The sequence below is a fragment of the Micromonospora sp. WMMA1947 genome, from assembly GCF_027497355.1.
Classification (GTDB): domain Bacteria; phylum Actinomycetota; class Actinomycetes; order Mycobacteriales; family Micromonosporaceae; genus Micromonospora.
Genome location: NZ_CP114909.1, coordinates 984,063 through 998,123, shown reverse-complemented (window position 1 = coordinate 998,123; position 14,061 = coordinate 984,063). Strand labels below are relative to the sequence as shown.

13 protein-coding genes are annotated in these 14,061 nt (G+C 73.6%); 8 read left to right on the top strand and 5 right to left on the bottom strand.

Annotation, left to right across the window (positions count from 1 at the left end; all coding sequences use genetic code 11):
* Positions 1-163: 163 nt before the first annotated feature.
* Positions 164-1,327, top strand: a complete 1,164-nt coding sequence (locus O7604_RS04740) for an acyl-CoA dehydrogenase family protein (RefSeq protein ID WP_269702099.1) — start codon at positions 164-166, stop codon at positions 1,325-1,327.
* Positions 1,328-1,380: 53 nt separating this feature from the next.
* On the opposite strand, the gene O7604_RS04735 is transcribed toward O7604_RS04740, so the two are convergent.
* Positions 1,381-2,034 (bottom strand): hypothetical protein, encoded by a 654-nt coding sequence (locus tag O7604_RS04735; RefSeq protein ID WP_269702097.1) that lies wholly within the window; start codon positions 2,032-2,034, stop codon positions 1,381-1,383.
* A 23-nt stretch (positions 2,035-2,057) separates the two neighbouring features.
* Here O7604_RS04735 and O7604_RS04730 point away from each other — a divergent pair, with 23 nt between their 5' ends.
* Positions 2,058-2,573 carry an acyl-CoA thioesterase gene (locus O7604_RS04730; protein WP_269702096.1) on the top strand — a complete coding sequence of 172 codons (516 nt, stop codon included), beginning with the start codon at positions 2,058-2,060 and terminating at the stop codon, positions 2,571-2,573.
* A gap of 188 nt (positions 2,574-2,761) precedes the next feature.
* The gene (locus O7604_RS04725; RefSeq protein ID WP_281578980.1) at positions 2,762-4,753 is read left to right on the top strand and encodes an acetoacetate--CoA ligase; all 1,992 of its coding nucleotides are present in this window, start codon (positions 2,762-2,764) and stop codon (positions 4,751-4,753) included.
* Positions 4,754-4,842: 89 nt separating this feature from the next.
* On the opposite strand, the gene O7604_RS04720 is transcribed toward O7604_RS04725, so the two are convergent.
* Positions 4,843-5,532 carry a TIGR03089 family protein gene (locus tag O7604_RS04720; RefSeq protein ID WP_281578979.1) on the bottom strand — a complete coding sequence of 230 codons (690 nt, stop codon included), beginning with the start codon at positions 5,530-5,532 and terminating at the stop codon, positions 4,843-4,845.
* Positions 5,533-5,682: 150 nt separating this feature from the next.
* Between O7604_RS04720 and O7604_RS04715 the strand changes: the two genes are divergently transcribed.
* Together O7604_RS04715 and O7604_RS04710 are read left to right on the top strand one after the other, a co-directional pair.
* The gene (locus tag O7604_RS04715) at positions 5,683-6,828 is read left to right on the top strand and encodes a glycosyltransferase family 1 protein (RefSeq protein ID WP_269702091.1); all 1,146 of its coding nucleotides are present in this window, start codon (positions 5,683-5,685) and stop codon (positions 6,826-6,828) included.
* A gap of 64 nt (positions 6,829-6,892) precedes the next feature.
* A complete protein-coding gene (locus O7604_RS04710) occupies positions 6,893-7,984 on the top strand; it encodes a sugar phosphate nucleotidyltransferase (RefSeq protein ID WP_281578978.1) in 1,092 nt (363 codons plus the stop codon).
* A gap of 61 nt (positions 7,985-8,045) precedes the next feature.
* On the opposite strand, the gene O7604_RS04705 is transcribed toward O7604_RS04710, so the two are convergent.
* On the bottom strand, positions 8,046-8,615 hold the full coding sequence (locus O7604_RS04705; RefSeq protein ID WP_281578977.1) for an NUDIX domain-containing protein: 570 nt from the start codon (positions 8,613-8,615) through the stop codon (positions 8,046-8,048).
* 39 nt (positions 8,616-8,654) lie between these two features.
* Between O7604_RS04705 and O7604_RS04700 the strand changes: the two genes are divergently transcribed.
* Together O7604_RS04700 and O7604_RS04695 are read left to right on the top strand one after the other, a co-directional pair.
* Entirely contained in the window at positions 8,655-9,698 is a 1,044-nt protein-coding gene (locus O7604_RS04700; protein WP_281578976.1) for a hypothetical protein, read from the top strand.
* Between the two features lie 242 nt (positions 9,699-9,940).
* Entirely contained in the window at positions 9,941-10,930 is a 990-nt protein-coding gene (locus tag O7604_RS04695; RefSeq protein ID WP_269702084.1) for a winged helix-turn-helix domain-containing protein, read from the top strand.
* 5 nt (positions 10,931-10,935) lie between these two features.
* On the opposite strand, the gene O7604_RS04690 is transcribed toward O7604_RS04695, so the two are convergent.
* Both O7604_RS04690 and cofD read right to left on the bottom strand, forming a co-directional pair.
* Complete coding sequence (locus tag O7604_RS04690) at positions 10,936-12,021, bottom strand: coenzyme F420-0:L-glutamate ligase (protein ID WP_281578975.1); 1,086 nt, start codon at positions 12,019-12,021, stop codon at positions 10,936-10,938.
* Positions 12,018-12,965 (bottom strand): 2-phospho-L-lactate transferase, encoded by a 948-nt coding sequence (cofD, locus tag O7604_RS04685; protein WP_269702082.1) that lies wholly within the window; start codon positions 12,963-12,965, stop codon positions 12,018-12,020. The genes O7604_RS04690 and cofD overlap by 4 nt, the downstream gene beginning before the upstream one ends.
* A 99-nt stretch (positions 12,966-13,064) precedes the next feature.
* Here cofD and O7604_RS04680 point away from each other — a divergent pair, with 99 nt between their 5' ends.
* Positions 13,065-13,994: a hypothetical protein gene (locus O7604_RS04680; protein WP_269702081.1), complete on the top strand. Its 930-nt coding sequence runs from the start codon at positions 13,065-13,067 to the stop codon at positions 13,992-13,994.
* Positions 13,995-14,061 lie beyond the last annotated feature (67 nt).

Here is a 14,061-nt window from a genome sequence, read left to right as displayed (position 1 = left end):
TGTCTGCTGTGAGGGTAGTGGGCTCGGGCGGGCGAGGCTCGGGCGCGAGCCTACCCGCCGGTAAGGTTCGGCCGGGGCCGGTGGCTATCCTTCAGTTTGCGGCAGTCGTCGGCCCCCGGGCGGCACAGACTGCGCATGATAGCGGTGAAAGGGGAGGGCCGACATGGCCGCAGAACAGTCGTTCGACGTCTACCGGTTGCCGGAGGAGCACGAGGCGATCCGGGAGGCGGTCCGTGAGGTCTGTGCGGCCAAAGTGGCTCCGCACGCCGCCGAGGCGGACGAGACAGGTGAGTTCCCCAAGGCGTCGTACGAGGCCCTGCGGGCGGCCGACTTCCACGCCCCGCACATCCCGGTCGAGTACGGCGGCGCCGGCGCGGATGCGCTGGCCACGGCCATCGTGATCGAGGAGGTGGCCCGGGCCTGCGCGTCCTCCTCGCTGATCCCGGCGGTGAACAAGCTGGGCACCATGCCGCTGCTGCTGGCCGGCTCCGAGGAGCTGAAGCGCAAGTACCTCACGCCGGTCGCGGCCGGCGAGGGCATGTTCTCCTACTGCCTCTCCGAGCCGGAGGCGGGCAGCGACGCCGCCTCGATGACCACCAAGGCGGTACGTGACGGAGACCACTGGGTGCTCAACGGCGTGAAGCGGTGGATCACCAACGCGGGCGTGTCCGAGTACTACACCGTCTTCGCCGTGACCGATCCCACAGCCCGGTCGAAGGGCATCTCCGCGTTCGTGGTGGAGAAGTCCGACCAGGGCGTCAGCTTCGGCGCACCGGAGAAGAAGCTCGGCATCAAGGGCTCACCCACCCGCGAGGTCTACTTCGACAACGTCCGGATCCCGGCCGACCGCATGATCGGCGCCGAGGGCACCGGGTTCGCCACCGCGATGAAGACGTTGGACCACACCCGCGTCACCATCGCCGCCCAGGCGGTCGGCATCGCGCAGGGCGCGCTGGACTACGCCAAGGGCTACGTCCAGGAGCGCAAGCAGTTCGGCAAGCCGGTCGCCGACTTCCAAGGCATCCAGTTCATGCTCGCCGACATGGGCATGAAGCTGGAGGCGGCGCGGCAGCTCACGTACGCGGCCGCCGGCAAGTCCGAGCGTGGCGACGCCGACCTGACCTACTTCGGCGCGGCCGCGAAGTGCTTCGCCTCGGACGCCGCCATGGAGATCACCACCGACGCGGTCCAGTTGCTCGGCGGCTACGGCTACACCCGCGACTACCCGGTCGAGCGGATGATGCGGGACGCCAAGATCACCCAGATCTACGAGGGCACCAACCAGGTGCAGCGCATCGTCATGGCGCGCCAGCTACTCAAGGGCTGACCGGAGGACGTTCGGGCGGGCGGGCCGGTTGCGTACCGGCCCGCCCGCGCTCGTCAACGGCTCTCGGTGCCCTCCGGCCGGCCCGCGCCGCGCGGCGGCGCCGACCACGGCGACTCGCCGCCGGTGCGGCGGGGCAGGGGTTCGGTGGGGGCTTCGGGGTACGCCAACGTGAGCGGAGGCGTGTCCGGGTCCTTCGCCGGCGCCGGGGGCCAGTCGGTGAGCGCCGGCTTGTGCTCCACCGGCGCGACGGCCGGGGTCAGCTCCGCCTCGGTCGTCGGGGGTGTGGCGGGACGCCGCCAGCGGCTCGTGCTGAACACCGCCATCAGCAGCAGTACGCCGATGAGGAACAGCGTGCCGTTGTCCAGCGGGTCGCGCAGCGGCAGCGGGTCACCGAGCAGCTTCAGGTCGTCCGGCACCCGGTCCCGCACGCTGAACGGCGCGACGAACAGCCCGAGGTACGGGACCGCGAGCAATAGGCCGGCCACCAGCGGGCCGAACGGCGAGAAGCGCAACGTGCCGAGCAGGCCGAGCAGGATGCCGGCGACGCCCAGATAGACGGCCGGCTCGATCAGGTTCGGTGTGCTGTACGTCCCGATCTCCACCCAGCGGTCGACGGTCCGCTCAGATCCGTCCTGACCGAGCGTGACGAGCACCCAGGTGACGGGCGCCACCGCCAACCCGGCGAGGAAGCTCCAGAGATGTCGCATCCGCGCACCGTACCGTTTTCGGCATGACAGATCATCCCGCGGTCCCGCCGGGTAAGCCGACCTCGTACTCCCGCGTCACGCTCAGTCGCATCATGACCGCGGTCGATGTCAATCTGTACGGGACCGTGCACGGTGGGGTACTGATGAAATTCGTGGACGACGTTGCCGGAGCGGCGGCGGCACGGCACAGCGGCGGCACCGCGGTGACCGCGTCCATCGACGAGATCGTCTTCTCCGAGCCGGTCCGGGTGGGCGACCTCGTGCACGCGCACGCCCAGATCAACTGGACCGGCCAGACCTCGATGGAGGTCGGGGTGAAGGTGGTCGCCGAGCGCTGGGACTCGGCCGAGGAGGAGCCGGTGCGGGTTGCCACTGCGTACCTGGTCTTCGTCGGCGTCGACGTGGGTGGCTCGCCCCGCCCGGTCCGGCCGGTGCTGCCCGAGTCGCCGGAGGACGAGCGCCGCTTCCGGGAGGCCGAGATCCGGCGCGCGCACCGGCTGGCCCGGCGCCGCGCGATCCAGGCTCACCGCGCCGGCTGAGGTGTAAGGAAGGGCCCGTAACCGGGGGCCCTTCCTTGCACCCGGCCCACATGGGGTGGGGGTGCGGGGTGTGGGTGGGGCACGCCCCGTACGGCGTACCCGGCGCGGACAATGGCGGCACGAGGTAGGGCAAGATGGCGCCACGGCTCCGGCACACCGTCGTGGCGGGCCCAGGGGAGGGTGGATCAGTGGCTGACGTGCTGTGGACGCCGCCGGCGGACGTGCGGGAGCGGTCCCGGATCGGTGACTACCTGCGCTGGCTGGCCGAGCACCGCGGGCTGGAGTTCGCCGACTACGACGCGCTGTGGCAGTGGTCGGTGACCGACCTGGACGCGTTCTGGCGTTCGATCTGGGACTGGTTCGACGTCGTCGCGCACACCCCGCCGACGGCCACCCTCACCGACCGGGCCATGCCGGGCACCCGCTGGTTCCCCGGCGCGACGCTCAACTACGCCGAGAACGTGCTGCGCATGCCGGGGCTGGGCGACGACGACCCGGCGGTGATCGCACACGGTCAGACCCGCGCGCCGGAGACGCTCACCGCTGCCGAACTGCGCGAGCGGGTCCGCCGGGTGGCGGCCGGGCTGCGCCGCCTCGGCGTGGGTTCGGGCGACCGGGTGGCCGCGTACGCGCCGAACATCCCCGAGACGTACGTCCTGCTGCTCGCCACCGCCAGCCTCGGCGCGATCTTCTCCTCCTGCGCACCCGAGTTCGGCACCCGCAGCGTCACCGACCGCTGGCAGCAGATCGAACCCACGGTCCTGGTCGCCGTGGACGGCTACCGGTACGGCGACAAGCCGGTCGACAGGCGCGCCGAGGTGGCCGCGATCCGGGCCGCCCTGCCGTCGCTGCGGCACACCGTCGCCGTCGCGTACCTCGATCCGGACGGCCCGGCCCCCGACGGCGCGCTGCCGTGGGCGGAGCTGGCGGCGGACATCGACGAGCCGTTGACGTTCACCCCTGTCGCCTTCGACCACCCGCTCTACGTGCTCTACTCCTCCGGCACCACCGGCCTGCCCAAGCCGATCGTGCACGGCCACGGCGGCATCCTGCTGGAACACCTCAAGATGCTGGCGCTGCACCACGACCTGGGCCCGTCCGACCGGTTCCTGTGGTTCACCACGACCGGCTGGATGATGTGGAACTTCCTGGTCTCCGGCCCGGCGGTGGGCGCGGCGATCGTGCTGTTCGACGGCAACCCGGGCCACCCCGACCTGGGCGCGCTGTGGCGGCTGGCCGCTGACACCGGCACCACGTACTTCGGCACGTCCGCGCCGTTCCTGCTGGCCTGCCGCAAGGCCGGGCTGGTGCCGCGCGAGGTCGCCGACCTGTCCGCGGTGCGCGGCCTGGGCTCGACCGGCGCGCCGCTGCCGGCCGAGGGCTTCACCTGGGTGTACGAGAACGTGAGCGACCGCCTCCAGCTCCAGTCGCTGTCCGGCGGCACGGACGTGTGCACCGGGTTCGTCGGCGGCGTGCCGCTGCTGCCGGTGTACGCGGGGGAGATCGCCTGCCGGGCGCTGGGCGCCAAGGTGGAGGCCCGCTCCGCCGACGGCAGCGCGGTGATCGGGCAGCTCGGCGAACTGGTGATCACCGAGCCGATGCCGAGCATGCCGGTCGGGTTCTGGAACGACCCGGACGGCGCCCGCTACCGGGAGGCGTACTTCGAGGTCTATCCCGGGGTGTGGCGGCACGGTGACTGGATCACCGTGAACGAGCGCGGCGGGTGCGTGATCACCGGCCGGTCCGACGCCACGCTCAACCGGGGCGGGGTGCGGCTCGGCACCGCCGAGTTCTACTCGGTGGTCGAAGGGCTGGACGAGGTGGTCGACTCGGTGGTCGTGCACCTGGAGGACGACGAGGGCGGCGCGGGTGAGCTGCTGCTGTTCGTGGTGCTCGCCGAGGGCCTGGAACTCGACGACGAGATGCGCCGGAAGATCTGCCGGGAGCTGCGTACGGCCCTGTCGCCCCGGCACGTGCCGGACGAGATCCACCAGGTCCGGGCGGTGCCCCGCACGCTGAGCGCGAAGAAGCTGGAGGTGCCGGTCAAGAAGATCCTGACGGGCACCCCTGTGGACAGCGCGGCGGCCAAGGGCGCCCTGGCCAACCCCGAGTCCCTGACGGCGTTCGCCGCCCTGGCCCAGCGCCGGGCCACCACCGACAGCCCCGCCTCACCTCGCTGATCTTGCACTTTCCGCCCCGGCGAAAGGGGCGAATCACCCACGCCGAGGGCTGAAACTGCAAGATCGACGGGGAGGGGGAGGGCGGCGGCTCAGGGCAGGGTGTGGGTGGTCTTCTCGGTTTCGGCGCGGGCGGCCAGGCGGGTCGGGTCGGGGTGGGCGCAGGCCACCACGCTGGCGCCCGCGATCAGCGGGGTGAGCAGCCACTCGACCGGGTCGGGGTGAGTGGTCACGTCGACCAGGAGGCGGTCGCCCTGAGCCAGGCCCAGCTCGGTGGCGCGAGCCCGGGCGCGGGCCAGCAGTGCCGCGTCGGCCTCGCCGGCGGCCGGGTCCGGCGTGAAGTGGTCGCCGTGTCCGCGTACCGCGGTGACGAAGTCGGTGCAGCCCGCCGGCACCTGCCGCATCGGCAGCGCGAACGGGTCGAGCGCCAGCGCGTACCGCTCGCCGGCCGGCCACCCGGCCGCCTCGTCGACCCGGTCGACTGCGACGAACAGCGCCTCCACCGGGCCTGGCGAGTCGACCACAGTCAGTTTCGCCGACCAGCAGCCGAGCAGTACGGCGGCGGTCTGCCAGTGCGGCGGCAGCAGCACCCCGGCCGCGTCGCCCGGCGCGGCGCCCACCTCGTCGGTGAGCAGGTTGGCGGTCTTCGCCACCCAGTTCGCAAGCGTCGCCCCGGACAGTTCGGTGCGCTCGCCGGTGGCGTCGTCGTACCAGGTCAGCAGCGGTCGGGTGGGGTCGGGCGCGATCGCGTCGGCGAACACCCGGGCAATGTTGTCGGCCATCGGCGCGAACGATACGCGCCCCGCGTGCGTACTCGATGACAACGACAAGTCGGCGTACCGTCGGGTCGCGGTCAGCACCTTGCGCCCGGCCCGGCGTAGGCTTGGCGAGAGTGTTCTTCCCCACAACTGCGCCACCTGAGGAGTCGCCCTGTGACCGCCGGTCGCCCGCCCCGCGTTCTCATCGACGCCACGAGTGTCCCCGCCGACCGTGGCGGCGTCGGTAGATACGTCGACGGACTGCTCGGCGCGCTGGGCCGGGTCTGCGGCACCGGCGTCGACCTGGCCGTGGTGAGTCTCCGCACCGACCTGGAGCGCTACAACCGGATGCTGCCCGGCGCCGAGGTGATCCCCGCCCCGGCGGCGGTGGCGCACCGGCCGGCGCGGCTGGCCTGGGAGCAGACCGGCCTGCCGCTGCTCGCCCAGCAGGTCGGCGCCGAGGTGCTGCACTCGCCGTTCTACACGTGCCCGCTGCGCGCCGGGTGCCCGGTGACGGTCACCGTGCACGACGCGACCTTCTTCACCGAGCCGGAGCACTACGACAAGTCGCGCCGGACGTTCTTCCGCAGCGCGATCAAGACGTCGCTGCGCCGGGCCGGCCGGGTGATCGTGCCGAGCAAGGCGACCCGCGACGAGCTGATCCGGCTGCTGGACGCCGACCCGACCCGGATCGACGTCGCCTACCACGGTGTCGACCAGGACGCGTTCCACGCGCCGGGCGACGAGGAGAAGGCCCGCGTCCGGGCCCGCCTCGGCCTCGGCGACGGCAGCTACATCGCGTTCCTCGGGGCCAAGGAGCCGCGCAAGAACGTACCCAACCTGATCCGCGGCTGGGCCCGGGCGGTGGCCGACCGGCCGAACCCGCCCGCGCTGGTGGTGGCCGGTGGCCAGGGGCACGACGACGACATCGACCGCGCGGTGGCCGAGGTCCCGTCGCACCTGCGGCTGCTGCGCCCGGGCTACCTGCGCTACGCCGACCTGCCCGGCTTCCTCGGCGGCGCGCTGGTGGCCGCCTACCCCTCCTACGGCGAGGGCTTCGGTCTGCCGATCCTGGAGGCGATGGCGTGCGCCGCCCCGGTGCTCACCACGCCGCGCCTGTCCCTGCCCGAGGTGGGCGGCGACGCGGTCGCGTACACCAGCGAGGACCCGGACCAGATCGCCACCGACCTGGCCGCCCTGCTGGACGACGAGCAGCGGCGGCTGTCCCTGGCCAAGGCCGGGTTCGACAGGGCCAAGGAGTTCACCTGGGAGTCCAGCGCGGAGGTCCACATCGCGGCGTGGCGACGGGCGCGCTCCTGAGCGCCGGTTGCCGGTCCCGGGCGACCGACCGTGACGGCTCGCCCGCTTCGGGCATGATGTGCTGATGTTCTACGCCGTCATCCCGGCGGGCGGCAGCGGCACGAGGTTGTGGCCGTTGTCCCGTGCCGGCCACCCCAAGTTCCTCCACCCGCTGACCGGCACCGCCGCCTCGCTGTTGCAGGCCACTGTCGACCGGTTGTCGCCGTTGACCACTCCGGAGCGCACGCTCGTGGTCACCGGGGCCGCGCACGCCGCGGCGGTGGCTCGGCAACTGGCCGGCCTGCCGGAGGAGAACATCCTTGTCGAGCCGTCGCCGCGGGACTCCTGTGCCGCGATCGCGCTGGCCGCGGCGGTGATCGCCGCCCGGACCCCGGACGCGGTGATGGGCTCGTTCGCCGCCGACCACCTGATCGGCGACCCGGCCCGGCTGGCCGAGGTGGTACGCCAGGCGATCCGGGGTGCGGAGCAGGGGCTGCTGATGACGGTGGGCATCACCCCGACGCGCCCGGAGACCGGCTACGGCTACCTGGAGACCGGTGAGCCGGTGGGGGACGGTCCGCTGCGCCCGGTACGCGAGTTCAAGGAGAAGCCGGCCGCGGAGGTGGCCGAGGTGTACGTCCGTTCCGGGCGGCACCTCTGGAACGCCAGCATGTTCGTCTGGCGGGTGGACGTCTTCCTGGCCGAGCTGGCCCGCCAGCAGCCGGAGCTGCACGCCGGGATCACCGCCATCGCGGCGGCCTGGGGGACGCCGGAGCAGGACGACGTGCTCGGCCGGATCTGGCCGACGCTGCCCCGGATCTCGGTCGACTACGCGGTGATGGAGGGCGCGGCGACGGCGGGCCGGGTGGGCACGGTGCCCGGCGACTTCGGCTGGAACGACGTCGGCGACTTCCACACGCTCGGCGAGGTGCTGCCCGCCGACGGCGCCGGCAACGTGGTGCTGGGCGGGGACGCGAAACCGGGCGTGCTGCTGCACGACACCACGGGCACCGTGGTGGTGCCGCACTCGGGCCGGCTCGTCGCCACCGTCGGGGTGCACGACCTGATCGTCGTGGACACCCCGGACGCGCTGCTGGTCTGCCCGCGCGACCGCGCGCAGGACGTGAAGAAGATCGTGGACGAGCTGAAGGAACGCGGCGAGGAGGGCCTGGTCTGATCGGCCGCGCGCCAGGCCGCCGGAGCGGGACACGCCCGGCGGCGCGGCGCGGTGCCCTCGTTCAGCCGCGCGTACGGCGGGCCAGCGCCGCGAGCGCCGGGGGCACGAGCTGCGCCGTGGCGTGGGCGAGCGGCTCGGGCAGCCGGTCCGGCGGGAACCAGCCGAGCGCCTCGGACTCCGCGCTGACCTGCTCGACCGCACCGGCCGGGGCCAGCACGGTGTACCGGACGTCGTAGTGGAACGAGCCGCCCTGACAGGCGACCTGATGGATGTCCACGTCGATCGGCTCCGGCTCGATGGTCAGGCCGCTGATGCCGGACTCCTCGGTGGCCTCGCGCAGCGCGGTGCCCACGAGCGTCCGGTCGCCGGGCTCGCAGTGCCCGCCGAGCTGCATCCACCTGCGGATCTTGCCGTGCAGGCAGAGCAGCACCCGGCCGTCCGGGTCGAGCACCAGCGCGCTCGCGGTGACGTGCCCGGCCCGGTGCGTCCGGCTCATCGCCACCGGCCCGTCGGCCAGCAGCGCCAGGGTCCGGTCCCGGGCGGCGTCGGCGGCGGGGCTGGTCGCCGTCCAGCGGCTCAGCGTCGCGACGGCGTCGGCGTGCAGCTCGGTGTACGAGATGAGATCGGGCACCCGGACACTCTACGAGCGCCGCCTCCGTACCCTGGCGCGGTGACCCTGCGACTCGTCGAGTTCCTGGTGGCCGGCAACGAGGCGAGCGACCTCCTGCCGGTGCGGTCGGCCGCGCTGCTGCGGGCGCACGGCGCGCGTCGCGGCTTCTGGACGGTGCTGGACGAGGGGCCGGTCGAGGAGTGCCTGGCGCTGCTGCTGGAGCGCGACGACGGTCACTGGGAGGCGCACCACGTGGCCGCCGACGCCGGCCCGGAGAACGGCCGCACCGAGGACGGCGAGGCGCTCGCCCACCACGACGGCTGGGTGTACGTCTTCGGCTCGCACTTCGGGTCCAAGGGCGGCCCGCTGCGGCCCCGGCGCGCGTTCGTGGCCCGGTTCCGGGAGGACGACGCCGTGGCCGGGCCGCTGCCGGTGCGGGTGGTGCGCAACCGTTTCCGGCTGCACCGGGCGGTGAACGACGCGCTCGCCACCGCGCCGCTGACGCTGCTGCCACCGGGTGACCGGGTCCGGGAGCGGTTCATCGTGGAGACGCTGGCCCGGGGCACCGCCCGCGCCAAGAGCTGGGTGACCCGGCTCGCCGCCGACGACCTGCCGATCAACGTCGAGGCGGCGGCGTTCACCCCGGACGGTACGGCACTGCTCGGGCTGCGTTTCCCGGTGACCGCCGAGGGGGAGCCGGTCTACGTCGAGCTGGCCGGCGTACCGGAGATGTTCGACGACCCGGAGCGGCCGGGTGACCTGCGTGCGCTCGGGGCGTACGCGCTGACCGGGGTGACGCCGCCCGGTGCGCTCACCGGTTTCCGCGCGATCACCCCGACCGGCGACGGCGGCTACGCGGCGGTGACCGGGTCGATCGACGCGCTCGGCAAGGGTTCGGTGCTGCTGGACGACCACCCGCACGGCGGCGAGGTGACCTCCCGGCACGTGCGGTTCCGGCACGACGCGGGCGGGGACGCCCTGGTGACCGGGGAGGTGGTCGCGGAGCTGGCGCCGTTCCACCACGTGGAGGGGCTGGCCGAGCTGGCGGGACGCTGCTACTACGTCACCGACGAGGACCACCGGGTGGCACTCTGGATCGGATGAGCGAGGGCCGGGCGGCACCCCTGCGACTGATGTCGCAGACCCTCGTGGTGCCACCCGGCCACGCCCGTCAGCCGGCGTCCGGGTCATCGTTGCGCCCCGGCGTCGGCAGGCAACAGAGAGTTTGCCGAACGGGCGTGCCCGGCGTCGAGGTTTTTCACCTGACGCTTAAAGATGGAGATTAGTACCGGCGGGTACAGTGCGAAGTGTGGCGGGCACCCCCGCCGTCCGCACGGGAGCAATCCATGTTGAAGATCATTTTCTCGGGCGAGGACGTCCTGCGGACCCGGGTCGCCCCGGCCGCGGACCCGCTCTGGGAACTGGTCCTCAGCCTGCACCTGCTCCAGGGGCGCAGCCGTGACCCGATGATGACCACGTGGCGACGCACGGTGGCGCACGGCCTGCGGACCGACACCGACGCCGAGCAGTACCGCCTGCTGCTCGCGCTCAACCCGCCGCGTGGCTACTTCCCCGACTTCCTCACCCCGTCCGCCAGCCGGGAGGGCTTCGAGGCCGGGCTGGACGCGGTCCGGGGCACCCCTGTGGACATGTTGCAGCGCGACCTGACGCTCCTCGCCGGGGAGACCACGCTGCCGTCGTCGGCCACCGCGCTCGCCCGTGGCGAACCGGAGACGCTGCACCACCTCACCGACGCCATGGCGCGCTACCAGTCGCTGGCGGTCACGCCGTACTGGTCCCGCGTGCAGGCGGCGGTCGAGGCGGACCGGGCCCGGCGTGCGCGCGCCATGCTCGACGGCGGCGCCGAGGGGCTGCTGGCGAGCCTGCGGCCGAACATGCGCTGGGTCTCGGGCGTGCTGGAGGTGCTCGACTACCCGGACACCCGGGAGCTGCACCTGGACGGCCGCGGGCTGCTGCTCGTGCCGTCGTTCTTCTGCTCGCGTACCCCGGTGGCGCTGGTCGACCCGACGCTGCCCCCGGTGCTGGTCTACCCGGTCGACCGGCTGGCCGGTCTGACGCCCGCGTCCGGCGCCGCCGCGTCACCGCAGGGCGAGGCGCTCGCCGCCCTGCTCGGCCGGACCCGCTCCCGGGTGCTCCAGGCCGCCGACGAGGGCTGCACCACCGGCGAGATGGCACGCCGGCTGCGCATCTCCGCCGCCGCGGCCAGCCAGCACACCACTGTGCTGCGCAACGCGGGGCTGCTGGTCAGCCGGCGCGACCGCAACACCGTCCTGCACACGCTCACCCCGCTGGGCCGGGCCGTCCTCGACGCCTGACCGTCTCAGAGCGCCAGCGTGGCGCTCGCGGTGCTGCCGGACGGGGGCGGGAGCAACATCGAGTCGACGCCTTCGGCGGCCAGCGCGGCGCGCAGACGTTGCAGGTCCGCGCCGAACCGGACCAGATCCGCCGGGTCGACAGGGGCGGGCGCCGCGCCGAGCAGCAGGCCGGTGGCCGAGGTGGGCCAGCCGGGCACCGTGGCGGCGAGTCCGGCGCGTACCTCGTCGTCGGTCACGTGGGTGAAGACCGTGCCGGGGGCGACCACGTCGGCCACCGCGTCGATCGCCCGCCGCACTGCGTCCGGGTCGGCGGGCTCGGGGCCGATCCGGTCCGCGAGCGTCGCCGCCGCCCGCAGACCGGCGGCGCGCGCCTCGGCCGTGCCGAGCGAGAACAGGTCCATCGAGGCGTCGCGGACGAGCGCGCGGGCGCCCTCGTCGTCGTCCCGGGTCGCGGCGAGGTAACCCCGGATCACCGCGACCGGTAGCTGGTCGCACTTGCCCTTGATCAGCTCACCGGCGGCGGCGAGTTCGTCGACCACCGCCATCTGGGTGACGAACAGTTCGTTGCCGTACGGGTCGACCTCGCCCCGGTGGTCCCGGATCGCCGGCATGCCGGCCACCCCGAGCGCCACGTCGGTCAGCCCGTTGCGCCACGGGCGGCCCATGGTGTCGCTGACGATCACCGCCACGTCGAGGCCGTACCTGTCGCGCAGCGCGTCGCGCAGCGCCCGGGCGGACGCGTCCGGGTCGACGGGCAGCAGCACCAGGCGGGTCTTGTCCACGTTCGAGGCGTCGATGCCGGCGGTGGCCATCACGAACCCGTGGTGGGTCTGCACGATCCGGGTCGCGCCCCGCGTCGCCACCACCCGGGCGGTCTCGCCGGCCAGGATGCGGTCCCGCTCGGCGAGCCGTTCCGGGCCGTCGGCCGGCACGTCGACGAGCCGGCCCTCCGCCTTCGACACGATCTTGCTGGTGACCACCAGGACGTCGTGGTCGCGCAGCCAGGGCGCCGCACCGGTGATCAGCGCCGCCAGGTCGTCGCCCTCGGTCACGTCGCCGATGCCCGGCACCGGCAGGATCTCCAGCCTCACATCAACTCCAGCGCGGCGCGCACCATCGCGGCGGTCGCCGCCTCGTCGGTCATCCGCAGCGGCGCCGCGCGGACGGTCACGTCCGGCACCACGGCGTCCTCGTCCTCCGGTGCGACCAGCCAGCCGTCGAGCAGCCCGCCCGCCGACCGGGCGCCGTAGAGGCCGCCCACGCCGGCCGCGCTGCACTCCACGCCGAGCACGGCGAGGCAGCGGTCGGCCATGCCGCGTACCGGCGCGCCGCCGATGATCGGCGACACCCCGATCACCGGGGCCGGCCCGCCGGTCACCGCGTCGCGCAGACCGGGCACCGCCAGCACCGGCGCGATGCTCACCACCGGGTTGCTCGGCGCGATCAGCACCACGTCCGCGGCGGCGATCGCCTCGACCACGCCCGGCGCGGGCTTCGCCGTGTCGGCGCCGACGAAGACGAACCGGTCGGTGGGTACGGCGGCCCGATGGCGCACCCACCACTCCTGGAAGTGGATCGCCCGGCGGCCCTGGTCGTCGGTGACGACGGCGTGCGTCTCCAGGCGGTCGTCAGTGGCGGGCAGCAGCCGTACGCCCGGCTGCCAGCGCGCCGCCAGCGCCTCGGTGACTTGGGACAACGGGTAGCCGGCGTTGATCATCTGGGTGCGCACCAGGTGGGTGGCGACGTCCTTGTCGCCGAGGCCGAACCAGCTCGGCTCCGCGCCGTACGCGGCCAGCTCGTTCTTCACCGTCCAGGTCTCGCCCGCCCGGCCCCAGCCCCGCTCCGGGTCGGCGCCGCCGCCGAGCGTGTAGAGCACGCTGTCCAGGTCGGGGCAGACCTTCAGCCCGTGCAGCAGCAGATCGTCGCCGACGTTGACCACGGCGGTCACCTCGGCGCCCACCTCACGGGCGTACGCCCGCACGCCGAGCAGGAAACGGGCGCCCCCGATGCCGCCGGTCAGTACCACGATGCGCATGGCGTCCATCCTTGCGCACGCGCCGCCGTCGATCGTCCGGTGGCCGGAGAGACTACGCTCACTTCGGCAACTGTCCGCTTTCGTCCCCTGGGGGAGTCCGTGACCAGCCCCGCCGAGCCCGCGTCCGGCGACGCCGCGCAGGCCAGCCAGTTGATCAAGCCGTTGCGCGAACTGGCCGCGCTCGTCCTTCTCGGCGCCAACGCCGTGCTTCTCTTCGTCGGCCTGCTGCGCCTGCTGGTGCCGGTCGACTACAGCACGTTCAGCAGCCGCGCCGGGAGCACGTATTTCGCCTTCATCGGCCTGGAGGCGACGGTCCTGCCGCTGCTCGCCGTCCTGATCGCCACCGTGATCCTCCCGGTCGTGCCGAAGGCCAAGCTGATCACGCAGGTGGCGCTCGTCGAGTACGCCGTCTCCGTCGTGTTCGGCGCGCTGACGTTCCTGATCTGGCTGGTCGGCCGGCTCGCCGACGGTGAGGTGCTGGACGCGTTCCTCGGTCTGCTCACCCGCGTGGCGTGGTTGGCGATCTTCGGGATCGCCGCGTTCGTGGTGTTCAAGATCTGGCGCACGCTCTACTACGTGCCGAAGCCCAAGGCGCAGCCGGGCGTGTACGGCCAGCCCCAGCCCGGCTGGCCGCAGCAGCCGGGTCAGGGCTACCCCGGCGCGGGCGGCTACCCGCAGCAGCCCGGCCAGGGTTACCCGCAGGCCGGCTCGCCCCCGCCCGGCTGGCCGCAGCAGCAGCCCGGTCCGTACGGCCAGCCGCAGTCGGCGCCGCCGTTCAACACCGCGCCGCCACACGGCCCGCAGTCCGGCCCGCCGTCCGCCGACCCGCAGGCCGGCTCGCCGTACGCCGGCCCGCAGCAGGCGCCGCAGTACGGATCGCCGCAGTCCGCGCCGTTCGGCCAGCCGCCGTCGGCCGACCCGACGCAGGCGATCCCGCGCCAGTCCGCCGAGCCGGGCGCGCCGTCGCCCGCCGCCGACGACGAGCGCACCCAGCGGTTCGACCGCGAGGACCCGAACCAGCCCCGCTGAGGTCCGGGCGGCGGGCGACGGAGCATCGTCGCCCGCCGCCACCGGAGCCCGCCGCTGTGCGGGGGAT

Coding starts and splice junctions, on each gene's coding strand:
- O7604_RS04735 (WP_269702097.1), bottom strand. CDS start 2,034: ATGCGACATCTCTGGAGCTTCCTCGCCGGGTTGGCGGTGGCGCCCGTC.
- O7604_RS04730 (WP_269702096.1), top strand. CDS start 2,058: ATGACAGATCATCCCGCGGTCCCGCCGGGTAAGCCGACCTCGTACTCC.
- O7604_RS04695 (WP_269702084.1), top strand. CDS start 9,941: ATGTTGAAGATCATTTTCTCGGGCGAGGACGTCCTGCGGACCCGGGTC.
- O7604_RS04740 (WP_269702099.1), top strand. CDS start 164: ATGGCCGCAGAACAGTCGTTCGACGTCTACCGGTTGCCGGAGGAGCAC.
- O7604_RS04710 (WP_281578978.1), top strand. CDS start 6,893: ATGTTCTACGCCGTCATCCCGGCGGGCGGCAGCGGCACGAGGTTGTGG.
- cofD (WP_269702082.1), bottom strand. CDS start 12,965: ATGCGCATCGTGGTACTGACCGGCGGCATCGGGGGCGCCCGTTTCCTG.
- O7604_RS04720 (WP_281578979.1), bottom strand. CDS start 5,532: ATGGCCGACAACATTGCCCGGGTGTTCGCCGACGCGATCGCGCCCGAC.